The following is a 16,617-nucleotide window of genomic DNA, read 5'->3' on the forward strand; positions in this document are numbered from 1 at the left end:
CCAGTTAATATTCACCTGCTAAATATTTAGCAGCGTGTCTATCAAGGAAATATAATGACTATAAAAAAAACAGCGCTGGCGACAACGATCGGCGCAGCAGTGGCATTGACGTCTTTCGCATCCCAGGCGGAACTCACTGTTCTTAAACAAGATCCCCAGGCAGGTAACCCGCTGAGCCGTCTGAACTTCACCGTTGGCGGCAGTATTCGTCCTCAGTTCAACATGATGACGGGCGATGGCGACAAAGGCTCCTACAAACGTAACGGTTTCGACGGCGGTACGCGTTTCCGTTTCGCAGCAGATTACTATCTGTTTGATGACATCAGCTGGGTAAGCTACTACGAGCTGGGTGTGAACATTCCTGCGCTGTTCGACTGGGATAACCACTATGCAGAAGGCGCAAACAACACTTCCCGTCGTATGCTGTACACCGGTCTGAAAAGCGATACCTGGGGTATGCTGACCTTCGGTCAACAGAACAGCGTTTACTACGATGTGGTGGGTGCGAAAACTGATATCTGGGACTACGACATGATTGGCCAGGCATCAGCTAACGGTATCAACGGCGACTACGACGGGACTTACCGTTCACGCCAGATGCTGAAATATAAGAAAACGGTAGGCGATGCAGACATCTATGCATCCTATCTGTTTGAAGACAGCGAATACCTGCCAGGCAATGGCCTGCGTTACAAACGTAAAGGCGGTGGTTCACTGGGTCTGGATTATCACCTGACCGATGATCTGACCTGGGGCGCAGCATGGAACTACACCCGCGCAGACATGCGTAATCCTGAAAACGGCGACAGCAAAACCTATGATCAGAACATCGTAGGTACTGCGTTGAGCTGGACACCAGATAACTGGACCTTCTCTGCTGGCGGCGGCTGGTATCAGAACTTCATGACCACCAAAAAAGTCTCAACGAATAACTACTTTGCTGGTGACGCATGGGGTATTGAATACTTCGCAGGTTACAAATTCCCAATCGGTCAGTATGCGGTTAAATCCATCCAGCCTTACTTCATGGGTGACCGTATCGAATATGCGAACGGTCGTAACTACCAGCGCATCGATAACGGCGTAGGTATCAGCTTCCAGCTGGATTACGGTTTCCGTGTGGATTACGAACACGTATTCACCTCCAGCACCGACGATCTGGGCGATATGAACCTGGTCCGTCTGCGTTACGACTTCTGATCCTGACCTTCTCCCTAAAAGGGAGAGGAAAGTCCTGCAGGCCGGATAAGCGTGAGCGCTTTCCGGCCTTTTTTATGTGCGATCGCCTTTCCCGAAGTATTGCTCTCTATTCCTGAAATTCGCATATCCCTTCTTCAGTACATTCAAAGACATATTCAGCAATATCATGAAATAATTTCAAGGACAGAGGTGTGCGATCTGTGTCATGTTAATGAATAACTGCGTCGCATCGTACGGCGCACCGCACACGCAACACAGCTTTGAAAGGGAGATGTTATGGGATTGCGCCACACACTTCGCGCCGCAGCCGCTGCGCTTTTACTGGTCTGCGGTTTGCAGGCTGCCCACGCTAACAGCGATCCACACACCATCGTGTTTGGTGTCGCACCAGGCCCGTATGGAGACATGGTCAAGCAGGCGATTGCGCCGTCTCTCAAAGAGAAAGGGTACAAGGTTGTGGTACGTGAGTTTAGCGACTACGTACAGCCAAATATGGCGCTGTCTAACGGCAGTATTGATGCCAACCTGTTCCAGCATTCACTCTATTTCGATAAATTTACCGCGGATAAAGGGCTGAAGCTGACGAAATTGCTGAGCGTACCGACAGCAGGAATGGGTTTCTACTCTCGCCAGATCAAAAGCCTGGATGAGTTGAAAAAGGGCGACATAATCACACTCTCAAATGATCCGACTAATCTGGCTCGCGGTCTGCGTTTCCTGCAGTCGCTGGGTCTTATCACCATCAAAGACAATATTGACCCAACGAAAGCCTCTGAGCGTGATATTGCCAGCAACCCGAAAGGTCTGGTCTTTAAGCCACTTGAAGCCGCGCAATTACCGCGTACGCTGGATGGCGTAACCGCTTCGCTGGTAAACGGTAACTTTGCGATCGCCGCAGGGCTGAAACTCTCCAGCGCGATTGCACAGGAACATCTCGACGAAAATCTGAAAAATATCATTGCAGTACGCAGCGAAGATGCGGATAAGCCTTTCGCGAAAGATATTGTCGAGGTCGTGAAGTCTCCGGCTTATCGCGCGGTCATCGACGATCCTAATAACGTGTACAACGCATTCCAGAAACCAGACTGGATGACGGCAAAGTAAGTATCACGCCGGTGTATAACAGGGCAGCAACGGCTGCCCTTTTGGCATTTCTGAGGTAGTCATGATTGAGTTAGACAAGGTGTGCGTCGATTTCCAGACAGGACGTGGGCCTTCCACCCGCGCGGTATCAGACGTCAGTCTGCGTATTGCCGCAGGGGAAATTTTCGGTATTGTTGGCACGAGCGGGGCAGGCAAAAGCACATTGCTGAGAACCCTGAATGCGCTTCAGCGTCCATGTTCTGGCAGCGTCAGTATCAACGGTGTGGAAATCTCTGCGCTGGATGGCGCTAACCTGCGCAAAGCGCGCCAGCGTATCGGGATGATTTTCCAGCATTTCAACCTGATGCATACCCGTACCGTGGCGCAGAACGTTGCGTTTAGCCTGAAGGCGGCGGGATGGGAATCCAGCAACATCGCGCCGCGCGTGGCGGAGATCCTGGCTCTTGTGGGGCTAAGCGATAAAGCCAGCCGCTATCCGGCACAACTGAGCGGCGGGCAAAAACAGCGCGTGGGAATTGCGCGCGCGATCGCGAATCATCCGGATGTCTTACTGTGTGACGAACCAACCTCGGCGCTGGATCTCGAAACCTCTGCCACCATTCTGGCGTTGCTGAAGCAGATCAACCAGCAGATGGGGATCACGATCGTACTGATCACCCATGAAATGAATGTGATTAAATCGATTTGCGATCGTGTGGCGGTCATGTCCGGCGGTGAAGTTGTGGAACTGGGAGATGTTTTCGACGTCTTCGCACACCCGCAGCACCCGTTTACACAGCAGCTGGTATCACACACCCTGAACCTGACCTTGCCGGAGCGTTTGCAGCAGCATCTGCCGGGTCAGTTGCTCAAGATTCTGTTTATTGGCGATTCAGCCGAGCAGCCGGTTTTGTCTGAGGTGGCGGTGAAATTTGGTGTGGCGGTGAATATCCTGCACGGCAAAATTGAATATATTGGCGAGCGTGCGCTGGGCATTCTGGTGGTGCAACTGACTGCGCCGCACAATCCGCCAGCCGTGGACGCGGCTGTCGAGCATATCCGCATTCGTACCGCGCAGGTGGAGGTGATCCGTGGATGATTTACTGGCCGATCTGGGTCTGGCGTTTAACGAAACCTTCCAGATGCTGAGCATCTCAACGGTGCTGGCGATTGTTGGCGGGTTGCCACTGGGCTTTCTGATCTTCGTTACCGACAGAAACCTGTTCTGGCAAAACCGGGCGGTCTATCTGGTGAGTTCGGTGCTGGTGAACATCATTCGCTCTGTGCCATTTGTGATTTTACTGGTGCTGTTGCTGCCGTTAACGCAGTTCCTGCTGGGGAATACCATTGGGCCGATTGCGGCATCCGTTCCCCTTTCTGTCGCCGCTATCGCCTTTTATGCCCGGCTGGTGGACAGCGCCTTGCGGGAGGTTGATAAAGGGATTATTGAAGCCGCAGAAGCATTCGGTGCAAGCCCGATGCGAATCATCTGCACGGTACTCTTGCCTGAAGCGAGTGCCGGATTGCTGCGCGGATTAACCATTACGCTGGTGAGCCTGATTGGTTATTCCGCGATGGCAGGGATTGTCGGCGGGGGGGGCGTCGGGGATCTGGCGATCCGCTACGGCTATTACCGGTATGAAACCCAGGTGATGGTGGTGACGGTTATCGCGCTGATTGTGTTGGTACAGATTGTTCAGATGGTTGGCGACTGGCTGGCGAAACGCGCCGACAAGCGCGACAGGCACTGAATATCAGGCCGCCAGCCAGGCGGCCACGTCGTTAAACGATCCCCGAAAAACAATGTTGTTGGTTTTTTTCTCAAGCTGATAACGGTACATCGGGTCGTAATAGTCATTGAGCAGTGGCGCAAGCCAGGCATAGTGCGCCTCGGTACGGCCTGTGCGCTGCTGCTCGATGAGTGCGTCGTCTAGACGTGCGCTCAGGTCAGCAAAACGCTGTAGCCCCAGGCGGCGGCGAATGGCAAACAGGCCGTGATGCAGGTAGTCGCTATACGCTGTCCAGCCTGCCTCTTCGCCATATGCGGAGGAAAATGCCTGCCACATGCGTTCGAAATACTCTTCACGCAGGCGTTCAAGGCGGATGTCGAACGGGTCTTCCACCACGACGATTGATGACTGCACCATGCGATCGCGCAAACACTCTGGCAGATGGTTAGAACCAATCATCCGGCCTTCATCTTCCAGCACCCAGCGTGCAGCATCTTTTTTTAACAGCGCCACTGCCAGCTGGTTTTCAAAACTCGCCTGCGACAGTTGCGGTGTCAGCGTGCGGCCAAACGACGAGCCCCGGTGATGGGCCAGCCCTTCCAGATCGATGCCGTCAACATGTTGCTTCACCAGCAGGGTTTTACCGCTACCGGTACAACCGCCAATCAGCACCATGGGTTTTTGCGCTTGCTCCTGCGTTACCCGAATGGCGGCCTGACGCAGGGCCTTATAACCTCCTGCAATCAGCGGGTAATGCACACCGGCTTCTTTCAGCCATGCCTGGGTAATATGCGAACGCTGACCGCCCCGTGCGCAGCAGAGATATCCGTCAGGATTCGCCAGACAGGCATCGCGCCAGGCGCTGATTCTGCTCTCACGGAGTTCCCCCTGAACCAGACTGTGGCCGAGAGCGAGGGCTGCTTCTGGTCCCTGGCGTTTATAGCATGTACCCACGGCGGCACGCTCGTCGTCGTTCATTAAGGGCAGATTGATTGCAGCGGGCATCGCACCCTGCGTAAATTCGATCGGCGCGCGAACGTCGATTAAAGGGGTATCGGATGCGAGGATCGCGCGATAGTCCGTTCCATCGTTCATGGTTCTTCCAGAAGAAAACTGAGCAACAATGGGCGGGAATTTTACGCCGGGGAAGGGGAAGATCAACTTACCCGTCATAATTCACGTTTCAAATGCGTTGGCTGCGCTCGTTCACCCCAGTCACGTATTTATTACGTTCCTGGGGAGCCACTCGCTTGTCGCCTTACTGAAACGCGAATTATGAGGGTAAGCGAACTATTTAAGCTTTGATTGAGCCCAGACAATACCGCTGGCGTACTCTGGCGGCAGCAGCGGGATAATGGCTTCCAGCGTAGCGCTCAGACGACCCGTGTCGATATCGTTCAGATTAAGGTGACCCACTTTCCGGCCTGGACGTACCTCTTTGTCGTACCAGTGCAGGTGTACCAGCGGTAACTTGAGCCAGTCATAATTCAGATCGGTTCCAATCAGGTTAATCATCACTGAGGGGCTATTCACCACCGGCTGTGGCAGCGGCAGGTCAGTAATGGCGCGCAGATGCAGCTCAAACTGACTGATGGATGCGCCATTTTGCGTCCAGTGGCCGCTGTTGTGTACACGTGGCGCCAGTTCGTTGATCAGCAGACCGGCGGGAGTGATAAAGCACTCCATTGCCATGACACCGACGTAACCCAGCTCATGCATGATGGCAGAGAGCATCTCTTCTGCCTGCGTTTGCTGTGCCGCATTGGCTTGCGGGAAGGCAACGCTGGTGCGCAGAATACCGTCCTGATGCAGGTTATGGGTCAGCGGATAGAACACGGTGCTGCCATCGTGGGCGCGCGCGCCTACCAGAGACACCTCGCCGCTAAAGTTGATGCCTTGCTCAACGATGCACTCGCCGTAGCAGTCGTCCGGGAGTTCGGCGGTTTCGTTCTCGCGTAAACGCCATTGACCGCGACCGTCATAGCCACCGACACGGCGCTTTACGATCGCCAGCTTGCCCAGCATGGCAAAAACGTCATTCCAGTCACTTTTTTCAGCCAGCAATTGCCACGGTGCGGTTGCCAGGCCTAATTTGTCGAACAGCTGCTTTTGCGTCAAACGGTCGGCAATGATTGGGAAGACATCGCGGTTAACGAAGGCATTGTGGCGTGCCAGTTCACGCGTCAGGGCGGTTTCCGGCCAGCGCTCGATCTCGGCGGTGATCACGCTTTGCTGAAAGGGAACGGCTTCGGGTTCGGCATCCAGTCCGACAGGCCAGACGGTAATGCCCAGTGGTTCACCGGCCTGACGTAACATACGGCCGAGCTGGCCGTTACCGAGGACGCAAACCTGTTTCATGCCGCACCTCGTGGATCCGGGTTATCCAGCACGTCATCGGTCTGGGCTTTACGCCAGTCCAGCAGACGCTGATGCAATGCTTTGTCGCGCGTGGCGAGGATTTGGGCCGCCAGTAGGGCGGAGTTTGCCGCACCCGCTTTACCAATGGCCAGCGTACCAACCGGGATCCCGCGTGGCATCTGAACGATGGAGTAAAGGCTATCAACACCGCTTAATGCAGCGCTTTGCACGGGAACACCCAATACCGGAACCAGTGTTTTGGCGGCAATCATGCCTGGCAGGTGTGCTGCACCGCCAGCACCGGCAATGATCACTTCGTAGCCGTTCGCTTCTGCACTTTCGGCAAAGCTGAACAGCTTGTCAGGTGTACGGTGTGCGGAAACCACTTCAACGTGGTGAGGAACATCCAGGATTTCGAAGATTTCGGCGGCGAACTGCATGGTAGCCCAGTCGCTTTTGGACCCCATCACGATGGCGACACGCGCCGGATTATTGCGGGAAGACATGCGTCTTAAAACTCCTGTGGTGCGAAACACACTGCGTTGAGGGCACAGAGAATAGCATGTAATACAGGCAAGGAAAACGGTTGCGCGGTGAATGTTAGGGCGAAGTTGTCTTCTTTCCAATATAAAACTGACCGCAGTTGGGCGGTCAGTTCGGCTTGGGCTTATGCGGTTTTTACAGGAGATTGCCTGCAGTCAGGCTCTCTTTTTCGAAGGCGCGACTGACATCAATATGGTTCTGCACTGTGGTGTCAATATTCGAGCCTGCTTCAGGGGTAGAGAAGCGATGCTCTGCCGCTATCGCGCCAGTGGACAGGACTGCGGTCAGAAGCAGGGTGCTCACGATGCTGATGTTTTTCATTTTCCGTTCCTTACTCATCGTATTGTCGCTGTCGCGGGTCTGTTTACTGGCGGCACGGCAATCAGGCGTCTTATTTAGTCAGTTCTGCAGTCATGTGAACACGGTTGTTGAACTGGGCACTGGTGATTTTGTAAGACGCACCTTGTTCAGCAGCCTGGGCCGCAATTTTCGCTTCTGCACGGTCAAGCGTTGAGCCAGTCGCGCTGACGCTTTGAGCGAAAGAACCGAAAGAGATCAGAGAAAGAGTGGCAACTGCAACGAAAGTTTTGATGGATTTCATGGTCGTATTCCTTAAGTGTTTTGTCTGTGTTAGGGCCGTATTGCCCTGATGTGATAAATAATAAGCCGACCACGGGGTGATTAAAATCGAAACAATTTGCGGATGTTATTCAGAAAAATAGAATGATTATTGACGGGGATGTGAAGCCGGTTTAGAACGGAAAGGCGATCAACTCAACGCCGTCTGGCGAGACTTTTACCATCGAGCCTTCGTTGTGCCAGGCACCTAACACGACACGGTGGGCTGGTTCGCCATTCGTTGTCAGAGTGTGTACATCTGGTCGATGGGTATGGCCGTGGATCAGCCACTGAACATGGTGTTTTTCCATTACGTCGACAACGGCCTGAGCATTCACATCCATTATCGCCATCGATTTGCTGCTGTTGGAGGCTTTGCTGCCTGCGCGCATTTTGGCGGCGATACGGTTACGAATAAACAGCGGCAGGGCCAGGAACAGCGTTTGGATCCACGGGGTATGGACTTTGGCGCGAAACGCCTGGTAGCCGGTATCGTCGGTGCAGAGTGTATCACCATGCATGATCAGTACCTTGCGGCCATAGAGGTCGAGCACCTGCTCTTCCGGCAGTAATGTCATACCGCTTTCACGGGCGTAGCGTGTGCCGATCAGAAAATCACGGTTACCGTGAATGAAGTAGCAAGGGACACCGGAATCGACCAGTGCTTTGATGGCGGCAGCCATTTCACGGTGGAGAGGATTGGGATCATCGTCGCCGATCCAGGCTTCAAACAGGTCGCCCAGAATATAGAGTGCGTCGGCGGTTTGCGCTTTACCGCGCAAAAAACGCAGAAAACCGGCGGTGATCGCCGGTTCTTCTGTTTGCAGATGCAAATCTGCAATAAAGAGTGTCGCCACGAATTACTCGCTGACGGTCACGCTTGTAATCACAACGTCTTCTTTAGGAACGTCCTGGTGCATACCGCTGCGGCCAGTAGAAACGCTTTTGATCTTATCAACAACGTCCATACCTTCAACCACTTCTGCGAATACGCAATAGCCCCAACCCTGCAGGCTTTCGCCAGAGAAGTTCAGGAAGTCGTTGTCAGCCACGTTGATGAAGAACTGTGCGGTTGCAGAGTGCGGCGCCTGAGTACGCGCCATTGCCAGCGTACCACGGGTGTTTTTCAGGCCGTTGTTCGCTTCGTTTTTGATCGCTTCTTTGGTTTCTTTCTGGTTCATGCCCGGTTCGAAACCGCCACCCTGGATCATAAAGCCGTTGATCACACGGTGGAAAATTGTGTTGTTGTAGAAACCTTCGCGGCAGTAGTCCAGGAAGTTTTTAACTGTTTCAGGCGCTTTGTCATCAAAGGTTTTGATTACGATATCGCCATGATTAGTGTGGAAAGTAACCATTTTTGCATCCTGTTCCGTTATTGTGGTGCGTCGACCCGTGTTCGGGTCACATATAGGGGCTTGTTATAGCATAACCACAGGATGCGATCACCTTGCATTGTGTGCTGCTTCAGGTTTGAATTACGGGTAGAATACCCGGTTTTCGTCCACACACGTGTTTACATGGAATCTTCGATGTTAAAAATCTTTAATACAATGACGCGCCAAAAAGAGGAATTTAAACCTATCCATGCCGGGGAAGTTGGCATGTACGTGTGTGGTATTACGGTTTACGATCTCTGTCATATCGGCCATGGCCGTACCTTTGTTGCCTTTGACGTTGTTTCGCGCTACCTGCGTTTCCTGGGCTACAACCTGAAGTACGTCCGCAATATCACCGATATCGACGACAAAATCATTAAGCGTGCTAATGAAAACGGCGAAAGCTTTGTCGCGCTGGTGGATCGTATGATCGTGGAAATGCACAACGATTTTGATGCGTTAAATATTCTGCGCCCGGACAGTGAACCGCGTGCGACCCACCATATTCACGAAATTATCGACATCACCGAAAAGCTGATTGAACGTGGTCATGCCTATGTTGCAGATAACGGCGACGTGATGTTCTCCGTGCCGACCGATCCGGCGTATGGCCAGTTATCCCGTCAGGATCTGGATCAACTGCAGGCCGGTGCGCGTGTCGATGTGGTCGACGTGAAACGTAATCCGATGGACTTTGTCCTGTGGAAGATGTCCAAAGAGGGCGAACCAAGCTGGCCATCCCCGTGGGGTGAAGGGCGTCCAGGCTGGCACATCGAGTGTTCTGCGATGAACTGCAAACAGCTGGGTAAACATTTCGATATTCACGGCGGCGGCTCTGACCTGATGTTCCCGCACCACGAAAACGAAATCGCGCAGTCTACCTGTGCCCACGGTGGCGAGTACGTTAACTACTGGATGCACTCCGGAATGGTGATGGTTGACCGTGAGAAGATGTCCAAATCGCTGGATAACTTCTTTACCGTGCGTGACGTGCTGAAATATTACGATGCGGAAACGGTGCGTTATTTCCTGATGTCTGGTCACTACCGTAGCCAGTTGAACTACAGCGAAGAGAACCTGAAGCAGGCACGCTCCGCTCTGGAGCGCCTCTACACTGCGCTGCGCGGTACGGATAAATCGGCTGCACCGGCGGGTGGCGAGGTCTTCGAAGCGCGCTTTGTGGAGGTGATGAATGATGATTTCAATACCCCGGAAGCCTACTCCGTATTGTTCGACATGGCGCGTGAAGTAAACCGTCTGAAGTCTGAAGATATGGCGGCGGCAAATGCGCTGGCCTCTCATCTGCGTAAGCTTTCTGCCGTTCTGGGTCTACTGGAGCAGGAGCCGGACGTGTTCCTGCAAAGCGGTGCTCAGGCGGATGAGGGTGAAGTCGCGGAGATCGAAGCCCTGATTAAGGCACGTCTGGAAGCGCGTCAGGCGAAAGACTGGGCGGCGGCAGATGCGGCGCGTAACCGTCTGACTGAGATGGGCATTATTCTGGAAGACGGCCCGCAGGGAACCACCTGGCGTCGTAAGTAATTTTCCCCTCATCCTGACCCTCTCCCTTTGGGAGAGGGGGCAAATACGAAAAACGGCAACCTGAGTTGCCGTTTTGCTTTTATCTCCGCTTCCACCATAACAGCCCCATCAACACGCCCCCCGGCAGCCAGACCCACAGTAATTCAGAGATAATCACTTGATGCCCGTACGGCGTGGCATAACGCGACAGGGCAAATGGCGCGACTTTAATCACCTGCCACGGCGCGAAGAACCGTTCATCTGACCACGGCCAAAGCCAGCCGACCCCTTTGCCGCCTGTCGTCACCGAATCGAGTAAGCTGTGAGAGAGCAGTGAGACCGTCAAAAACAGCCAGCAGCGCATTAGCCCGGCTCTGAACCACCGTCGACCGACCAGGACACAGAGAATTGGCACGATGAACGCAAACAACAACGAATGCGTAAACCCGCGATGGCCGAAAATATTGCCGTAGGCCACACCGAATTTAAACGCCAGAACATCGGCATCCGGCAGCATGGCAAGGACAATTCCGGCAAAAAGTAAACGAGGAGGGATCACTTTAGTGCCCAGGCCTAAGCCCAGACAAAGTGGTACAGCGGCGTGGGTGATAATGGTCGGCATCGTAATAATCCATGGTAAATCATGGAAATATAGCAGTTAATCGACCTGGGTAACGCGTAGCTAAATCTGAAATTATGCGGATTCCCGTGCGATAAGCTGCCCGGAAAGCGTAATTCGCTGGGTTTGCAGTTCTGGCTCTTTCAGTTTACGAATCATCAGCCCGGCAGCCTGGCGGCCGGTCTCTTCACTGGCTGAAGAGACGTAGGTGAATGACGGAGAGGTGAGATTAACATGCAGCATATCTTCAAAGCCCACCAGTGCGACCTGCTGGGTTAAAAACACATCTTTCCCGACGGTGCGCCCCACATGATGGATCCCGGAAATGGAGCCGATCATCGCATCTGGTGAATGGCAAAGCAGGGCGGTGATGGTGTTGTTTTTCTCCAGCAACTGACGTGTCGCCAAACCTGCAGCCTGGGTGTCGTCGCTACAGGCCGGGGCTGACTCTTCACGATTAACCAGGCCGTATTGTGCCATTGCGCTACGAAAACCGAGCAGGCGCTGTTCGCGAATAAGGCAGCCTTCACGTCCACCAATGTAGGCAATATTGCGGTGACCGCGTTCAATAAGGTAACGGGTTGCCAGGCTTGCGGCCTGGCGGTTATCACGCATCACCAGATTGCAGGGCTCACTCAGCAGGGACTGTGAGACGGCAACCAGAGGTAACGGGCATTCACGGATTTGTGCGGGTAGAGAGGATGTGCGCGTATCCGAGGCCAGATAAATGACGCCAGCCACCCCTTGCTGTTTAAACGAGAGCAGGCAGCGTTCAAGATGTTCGTGGTCGTTAAGCGGTTGACCGAGAAAAACCATAAACCCTTGTTTTTCTAGCTCCAGCACGATGCTTGCCATCACCTTAATGGAGAAGCTGTCGCTGAAATCACGCAGGATAAGGCCGATAAGATTGGAGGTATTGGCGCGAAGATTCGCGGCGGCGACGTTGTGAACATACCCGAGCGTATTGATGGCAGCATGGACTTTCTCAATGGTCGCTTCTGAGATTTTCCCTTTCTGGCGGAGTACCAGCGATACGGTAGATACCGATACGCCAGCCTGCTTTGCGACATCAATAATGCTGACTTTCTTCAAAACCGCTCCCTGAAATTTACCGATTATCAGCCAGATAAGACAACGTCTCCCAGAGTACAGGAGACGTGTCAGTCCGGCATCTTATTATTTGCCGATCATGGTGGACATGGTTTGGGCGATAAACTGTGCTCTGGCTCCAAATATTACCTGGATGCCGTTGTCCCCGACAAAGACCACGCCGCGTGCGCCAAGACCGTTCAGACCATCCTTATCCACCTCATCGCTTTTTGCCACTTCAAGGCGCAAGCGAGTGATGCACGAGCCCACGGAGTCGATGTTCTTCGCGCCACCCAGCAGAGTGATAATCTCGGTCGCAATTTCGGTGTCGGTTTTATCGTCCGTGGTGGTGGTGACTTCAGTACGGCCCGGCGTTTTAACATCGAAACGGCGAATGACGTAGCGGAAGGTGAAGTAGTAAATCAGCGCCATCGGGATACCGATAATGACCGCGTTCAGGAAGTTGGTTTGATAGCCATTAAATGATGGCAGGATCCCAAACGACAGGTAGTCGATAAACCCGGCAGAGAACGATTTTGCAATGTGCGCATGCAGCAGGTACATCGTCATGTAGGCCAGGCCGGCCATAATGGCGTTAAAGACGTACAGGATTGGCGCAACAAAAATAAAGGTGAACTCGACTGGTTCGGTAATGCCTGTCAGGAAGCAGGTTAATGCTGCGGAGAACAGAATGCCGAAGGCGATCTTTTTGTTTTTGGTGTGAGCTTCGTGATACATCGCAAGGCATGCCGCAGGCAGTGCAAACAGCATCAGCGGGAACTCACCCTGCATGAACTTACCGGCATTCTGGTAGGTATCGCTGCTGAAGGATTTTGTCCCTTCTTCCAGCATTTTGAACCAGATAGTCTGGTCGCCATGGATCACCTGGCCTGCCTGGGTGGTGTAGTCGCCAAACGAGTACCAGAACGAAGGATACCAGATGTGGTGCAGGCCAAGCGGGATGAGTGCGCGTTCAACCAGACCGAAGATAAAGGTCGATGCGGCCTGATTATCTCCGTTAACAATAACGGAAAGCGCATCGATACCCGCCTGGATGTGTTGCCAGACGTAGGGCAGCAGCAGGCCAAGAACGAAGGATAAAAAAGCGGTGGCAATGGCGACAAAACGTTTACCCGAGAAGAAGCCGAGGAATTCCGGCAACTGCATGGTGTGGAAACGGTTGTAGCACCACGCGGCGAGAATACCGCAAATCAGACCGCCGAAAACGCCCATCTGTAAGGTGGGGATCCCCACGACCATCGCGTATTTTCCACCCTGGGAAGCCATCTCTGGCGTGATGCTGAGCACCGTTCCGATGGTGATGTTTGTGACAAAAACCGACACCGCAGCGGAGAGTGCGGCGATACCGGATTCCGATGCCAGACCCACAGCAGAGCCGATAGCGAACAGCATCGGCAGGTTATCAAAAATGACGCCACCCGCGTTCATCATCAGTGGCAGATGGAATTTATCCCCGAAGGCCAACAGCAGACCTGCAGCAGGAAGGAGTGAAATTGGCAGCATTAATGCGCGACCAATCATCGATAACTTTGACAACGATTTAACAAACCCTGATATCAGACTCATGCTGATTTCCCCCGAGTAGCGCCTTTAATTGGCGCTGTTATTGTAAGTATAACGTTTTAGTAGAACGTTCTACTTATCGTGAGGAAAGTGTGAAATTCGTGCAACTAAATTTTCACTTTTCAACAGATGAAATAGTGATTTTTTGAAGTTGATCGATAATTAACCGCGATGGAAATAGGGAGATTTGTCGGGAGTAGGAGGGGGATTCCCCTCTCTCCCCAAAGGGGCGAGAGAAAAAGGGCCTGATGCGAGGGAGAGTAAAAATAGCGCTGAACAGTCCCCTCTCCCTGTGGGAGAGGGAGCAGACGACTTACGCCGTCACCGTCACACTCTGACCTTCAAAACTCACGGTCTGCCCCGCGACGATCTTGCAACGTTTACGGGTTTCAACCGCACCGTCCACTTTAACCAGACCATCAGCAATGGCGATTTTGGCCTGTGCGCCACTCTCGCTCCAGCCTTCCAGTTTTAGCAGATCGCACAACTCAACGTGCGGGTGTTTACCTAATGCAAATGTGGACATCTTACGCTTCCTCTACGTCGTGATACTCTTCGCATGCCTGCAAAGTATTTTGAATCAGGGTTGCCACGGTCATTGGACCTACACCGCCCGGAACCGGAGTGATGTAGGATGCGCGTGCTGCGGCATCTTCAAACACCACGTCGCCAACCACTTTGCCGCTTTCAAGACGGTTAATGCCCACGTCCACAACAATTGCGCCTTCTTTGATCCACTCACCAGGGATAAAGCCGGGTTTACCCACTGCGACGATCAGCAGATCGGCGTTCTCAACATGGTGACGCAGGTTTTTCGTAAAGCGGTGGGTCACGGTCGTGGTGCAACCTGCCAGCAGAAGCTCCATGCTCATGGGACGGCCAACGATATTAGACGCGCCAATCACCACGGCATTCAGGCCATAGGTATCAATGTTGTAGCGCTCCAGCAGGGTAACAATGCCGCGCGGAGTGCATGGGCGCAGACGTGGCGCGCGCTGGCACAGACGGCCAACGTTATACGGATGGAAACCATCCACGTCTTTATCAGGCGCAATACGTTCAAGGACCTTCACGTTGTCGATGCCAGCAGGCAGAGGCAACTGCACCAGAATACCGTCGATTTCTTTATCGGCATTCAGGGTGTCAATCAGCTCAAGCAGTTCTGCTTCGCTGGTGGTTTCTGGCAAATCGTATGAGCGGGAGACGAACCCCACTTCTTCGCACGCTTTGCGTTTGCTGCCGACATAAATCTGCGATGCCGGGTTGCTGCCGACCAGCACAACAGCTAACCCTGGTGCACGAAGTCCAGCCGCTTTTCGCGCCTTCACTTTTTCCGCGACTTCAGAGCGCACCTGCTGCGCAATCGTTTTACCGTCAATAATCTTTGCTGCCATCAGAGAGAGGATTCCGTCTGTAACGTTTGAAAGGGGGATTGCCTATATTTTGTCAGAAGCGAGCGCCGCTGTCAGTCACTCATTGCGAGATTTCCACATTGGCCCCTTTGCTGATGGCATAAACCCTTTTTTATGTGTGGGCGTTTTCTTAGTGGGAATTAGGATGTAACCAGGAGATATCACAGTGTTTGGACATATTTTTATATTTATTGTTGCGCTACTTTATCTCTCCTGAAATAAGCCTTCAATTAATTGATTGAACGTATTTCTTATTCCCGATTATCGCGGGAAGGGCTTTCTACATTTTAAAGGAATAGACATGAAACTCAGCAATATTGCTTCAACCGTTATTGCGGCCCTGGTGCTGGCCGCTGGTGCTGCACACGCAGAAGATCCTGTAACACCGGTTTATGTTAATGGCGGAACGGTACATTTTAAAGGTGAATTGGTTAACGCAGCATGTTCTGTGAATACTGAGTCTTCCGATCAAATTGTTAATCTCGGTCAATACCGTACGGCGAAATTCACCAAAGTTGGTGACACGACCTCGAATATTCCTTTCAACATCGTACTGAATGACTGTGATCCGCTGGTAGCGAAAACTGCAGCCGTAGCCTTTACCGGTCAGATTGATCCAACTGACAAAACGTTGTTGGCAGTAACGTCCGGCAGCAACGACAACACAGCAAAAGGTGTTGGTATCGAGATCCTCGATAACAAATCCAGCACGCTGACCCCGGATGGCGCGTCCTTCTCCGCGGCGCAGAGCCTGATTCAGGGGACGAACACCCTGAGCTTTACCGCACGTTATAAATCCACTGCAGCCACCACTGAACCTGGCATGGCTAACGCGGATGCAACCTTCGTAATGAAATACGAATAAGCCTTTTCCACAGGGATGTTTCCGGCCTCAGGGAGGAGGCCACTTTCACGCTAAAGCTGAGAATGAAAGATGATCAGGAAAAGGATGCTGCTGGCACTCGCGTTTGCACCATCAGTGATGGCACACACTGTCATCGTGGATGGCGGGCAGGTTCATATCAGAGGCGAACTGGTCAATGGCGGTTGCGCTGTGGCGTCTGACAGCCAACATATGCGGGTCGAAATGGGACAGTACCGGACCAATTCGTTTTCTGGCGTGGGGAGTTTTTCTACGGTCAATGTCCCTTTTGCCATACGGTTGGTGGATTGCAGCATGGATGTCTCACGCAGCGTGGGGATCCAGTTTCAGGGCGTAACGCCAGCGGAAGATCCACAGGTCTTTATCGCGACATCGCGGGCGGGAGAGGCCCCGGTAAACAGTGGCGTCGGGCTGGCCCTTTTTGACGAACAGCAACGGCAGATTATCCCAAATACGGCCCCGACGAGCACATTACCGCTAGAAACGAGCGAGCTTGCTTTTCATTTTAGCGCCCGTTATCGGGCGATTTCCGAACATCTTGTACCGGGCAATATTCAGTCTGATGTCTGGTTTACATTGATTTATCCATAACGCCGTACACACC

19 protein-coding genes are annotated in these 16,617 nt (G+C 52.9%); 7 read left to right on the plus strand and 12 right to left on the minus strand.

Annotated features, from left to right (window positions below; translation table 11 throughout):
- The first annotated feature begins 54 nt into the window (after positions 1–54).
- The 4 genes from GF617_RS00815 to GF617_RS00830 all read left to right on the plus strand — a co-directional run bounded on the left by GF617_RS00815 (position 55) and on the right by GF617_RS00830 (position 4,034).
- Positions 55–1,200, plus strand: a complete 1,146-nt coding sequence (locus GF617_RS00815) for a porin (protein ID WP_203450856.1) — start codon at positions 55–57, stop codon at positions 1,198–1,200.
- 276 nt (positions 1,201–1,476) lie between these two features.
- Positions 1,477–2,304 carry a MetQ/NlpA family ABC transporter substrate-binding protein gene (locus tag GF617_RS00820; protein WP_181622524.1) on the plus strand — a complete coding sequence of 276 codons (828 nt, stop codon included), beginning with the start codon at positions 1,477–1,479 and terminating at the stop codon, positions 2,302–2,304.
- A gap of 61 nt (positions 2,305–2,365) precedes the next feature.
- On the plus strand, positions 2,366–3,382 hold the full coding sequence (gene sfbB, locus GF617_RS00825) for a virulence-associated ABC transporter ATP-binding protein SfbB (protein WP_181622525.1): 1,017 nt from the start codon (positions 2,366–2,368) through the stop codon (positions 3,380–3,382).
- Entirely contained in the window at positions 3,375–4,034 is a 660-nt protein-coding gene (locus GF617_RS00830; RefSeq protein WP_181622526.1) for a methionine ABC transporter permease, read from the plus strand. The genes sfbB and GF617_RS00830 overlap by 8 nt, the downstream gene beginning before the upstream one ends.
- A 3-nt stretch (positions 4,035–4,037) precedes the next feature.
- Here the strand turns inward: GF617_RS00830 and mnmH are convergent, their stop codons facing one another.
- The 7 genes from mnmH to ppiB form a co-directional block, all read right to left on the minus strand.
- Positions 4,038–5,108, minus strand: a complete 1,071-nt coding sequence (gene mnmH, locus GF617_RS00835; RefSeq protein WP_203450857.1) for a tRNA 2-selenouridine(34) synthase MnmH — start codon at positions 5,106–5,108, stop codon at positions 4,038–4,040.
- A gap of 195 nt (positions 5,109–5,303) precedes the next feature.
- Positions 5,304–6,371, minus strand: coding sequence for a 5-(carboxyamino)imidazole ribonucleotide synthase (purK, locus tag GF617_RS00840; RefSeq protein WP_203450858.1), 1,068 nt, complete (start codon positions 6,369–6,371; stop codon positions 5,304–5,306).
- Entirely contained in the window at positions 6,368–6,877 is a 510-nt protein-coding gene (gene purE / locus GF617_RS00845) for a 5-(carboxyamino)imidazole ribonucleotide mutase (protein ID WP_181622529.1), read from the minus strand. The genes purK and purE overlap by 4 nt, the downstream gene beginning before the upstream one ends.
- 172 nt (positions 6,878–7,049) lie before the next feature.
- A complete protein-coding gene (locus tag GF617_RS00850) occupies positions 7,050–7,235 on the minus strand; it encodes a hypothetical protein (protein WP_181622530.1) in 186 nt (61 codons plus the stop codon).
- A 70-nt stretch (positions 7,236–7,305) separates the two neighbouring features.
- Entirely contained in the window at positions 7,306–7,515 is a 210-nt protein-coding gene (locus GF617_RS00855) for a YdgH/BhsA/McbA-like domain containing protein (RefSeq protein WP_181622531.1), read from the minus strand.
- A 151-nt stretch (positions 7,516–7,666) separates the two neighbouring features.
- Positions 7,667–8,389, minus strand: a complete 723-nt coding sequence (lpxH, locus tag GF617_RS00860) for a UDP-2,3-diacylglucosamine diphosphatase (protein ID WP_203450859.1) — start codon at positions 8,387–8,389, stop codon at positions 7,667–7,669.
- Positions 8,390–8,392: 3 nt separating this feature from the next.
- Positions 8,393–8,887, minus strand: a complete 495-nt coding sequence (gene ppiB, locus GF617_RS00865) for a peptidylprolyl isomerase B (protein ID WP_181622533.1) — start codon at positions 8,885–8,887, stop codon at positions 8,393–8,395.
- A 174-nt stretch (positions 8,888–9,061) separates the two neighbouring features.
- On the opposite strand from ppiB, the gene cysS reads away from it, so the two are divergent.
- Entirely contained in the window at positions 9,062–10,447 is a 1,386-nt protein-coding gene (gene cysS / locus GF617_RS00870) for a cysteine--tRNA ligase (RefSeq protein ID WP_181622534.1), read from the plus strand.
- A gap of 79 nt (positions 10,448–10,526) precedes the next feature.
- Here the strand turns inward: cysS and GF617_RS00875 are convergent, their stop codons facing one another.
- The 5 genes from GF617_RS00875 to folD all read right to left on the minus strand — a co-directional run bounded on the left by GF617_RS00875 (position 10,527) and on the right by folD (position 15,112).
- Positions 10,527–11,048, minus strand: coding sequence for a metal-dependent hydrolase (locus GF617_RS00875; protein WP_181622535.1), 522 nt, complete (start codon positions 11,046–11,048; stop codon positions 10,527–10,529).
- A 72-nt stretch (positions 11,049–11,120) separates the two neighbouring features.
- Positions 11,121–12,137, minus strand: a complete 1,017-nt coding sequence (gene malI, locus GF617_RS00880; protein WP_203450860.1) for a Mal regulon transcriptional regulator MalI — start codon at positions 12,135–12,137, stop codon at positions 11,121–11,123.
- A gap of 84 nt (positions 12,138–12,221) precedes the next feature.
- Complete coding sequence (locus GF617_RS00885) at positions 12,222–13,721, minus strand: PTS transporter subunit EIIC (protein WP_181622537.1); 1,500 nt, start codon at positions 13,719–13,721, stop codon at positions 12,222–12,224.
- A gap of 310 nt (positions 13,722–14,031) precedes the next feature.
- Positions 14,032–14,244 carry a ribosome-associated protein YbcJ gene (gene ybcJ / locus GF617_RS00890; protein WP_181622538.1) on the minus strand — a complete coding sequence of 71 codons (213 nt, stop codon included), beginning with the start codon at positions 14,242–14,244 and terminating at the stop codon, positions 14,032–14,034.
- 1 nt (position 14,245) lies between these two features.
- Entirely contained in the window at positions 14,246–15,112 is an 867-nt protein-coding gene (folD, locus tag GF617_RS00895) for a bifunctional methylenetetrahydrofolate dehydrogenase/methenyltetrahydrofolate cyclohydrolase FolD (RefSeq protein ID WP_181622539.1), read from the minus strand.
- A gap of 319 nt (positions 15,113–15,431) precedes the next feature.
- On the opposite strand from folD, the gene fimA reads away from it, so the two are divergent.
- Together fimA and fimI are read left to right on the plus strand one after the other, a co-directional pair.
- Positions 15,432–15,995, plus strand: coding sequence for a type 1 fimbrial major subunit FimA (fimA, locus tag GF617_RS00900; RefSeq protein ID WP_181622540.1), 564 nt, complete (start codon positions 15,432–15,434; stop codon positions 15,993–15,995).
- Between the two features lie 69 nt (positions 15,996–16,064).
- Entirely contained in the window at positions 16,065–16,604 is a 540-nt protein-coding gene (gene fimI / locus GF617_RS00905) for a type 1 fimbrial protein subunit FimI (protein ID WP_181622541.1), read from the plus strand.
- The last annotated feature ends 13 nt before the right edge of the window (positions 16,605–16,617 follow it).

The sequence above is a fragment of the Lelliottia sp. RWM.1 genome, from assembly GCF_016859735.1.
In the GTDB taxonomy this organism is placed as follows: Bacteria; Pseudomonadota; Gammaproteobacteria; order Enterobacterales; family Enterobacteriaceae; genus Enterobacter.

Coding starts and splice junctions, on each gene's coding strand:
- GF617_RS00815 (WP_203450856.1), top strand. CDS start 55: ATGACTATAAAAAAAACAGCGCTGGCGACAACGATCGGCGCAGCAGTG.
- GF617_RS00820 (WP_181622524.1), top strand. CDS start 1,477: ATGGGATTGCGCCACACACTTCGCGCCGCAGCCGCTGCGCTTTTACTG.
- sfbB (WP_181622525.1), top strand. CDS start 2,366: ATGATTGAGTTAGACAAGGTGTGCGTCGATTTCCAGACAGGACGTGGG.
- mnmH (WP_203450857.1), bottom strand. CDS start 5,108: ATGAACGATGGAACGGACTATCGCGCGATCCTCGCATCCGATACCCCT.
- purK (WP_203450858.1), bottom strand. CDS start 6,371: ATGAAACAGGTTTGCGTCCTCGGTAACGGCCAGCTCGGCCGTATGTTA.
- purE (WP_181622529.1), bottom strand. CDS start 6,877: ATGTCTTCCCGCAATAATCCGGCGCGTGTCGCCATCGTGATGGGGTCC.
- GF617_RS00850 (WP_181622530.1), bottom strand. CDS start 7,235: ATGAAAAACATCAGCATCGTGAGCACCCTGCTTCTGACCGCAGTCCTG.
- GF617_RS00855 (WP_181622531.1), bottom strand. CDS start 7,515: ATGAAATCCATCAAAACTTTCGTTGCAGTTGCCACTCTTTCTCTGATC.
- ppiB (WP_181622533.1), bottom strand. CDS start 8,887: ATGGTTACTTTCCACACTAATCATGGCGATATCGTAATCAAAACCTTT.
- cysS (WP_181622534.1), top strand. CDS start 9,062: ATGTTAAAAATCTTTAATACAATGACGCGCCAAAAAGAGGAATTTAAA.
- GF617_RS00875 (WP_181622535.1), bottom strand. CDS start 11,048: ATGCCGACCATTATCACCCACGCCGCTGTACCACTTTGTCTGGGCTTA.
- GF617_RS00885 (WP_181622537.1), bottom strand. CDS start 13,721: ATGAGTCTGATATCAGGGTTTGTTAAATCGTTGTCAAAGTTATCGATG.
- ybcJ (WP_181622538.1), bottom strand. CDS start 14,244: ATGTCCACATTTGCATTAGGTAAACACCCGCACGTTGAGTTGTGCGAT.
- folD (WP_181622539.1), bottom strand. CDS start 15,112: ATGGCAGCAAAGATTATTGACGGTAAAACGATTGCGCAGCAGGTGCGC.
- fimA (WP_181622540.1), top strand. CDS start 15,432: ATGAAACTCAGCAATATTGCTTCAACCGTTATTGCGGCCCTGGTGCTG.
- fimI (WP_181622541.1), top strand. CDS start 16,065: ATGATCAGGAAAAGGATGCTGCTGGCACTCGCGTTTGCACCATCAGTG.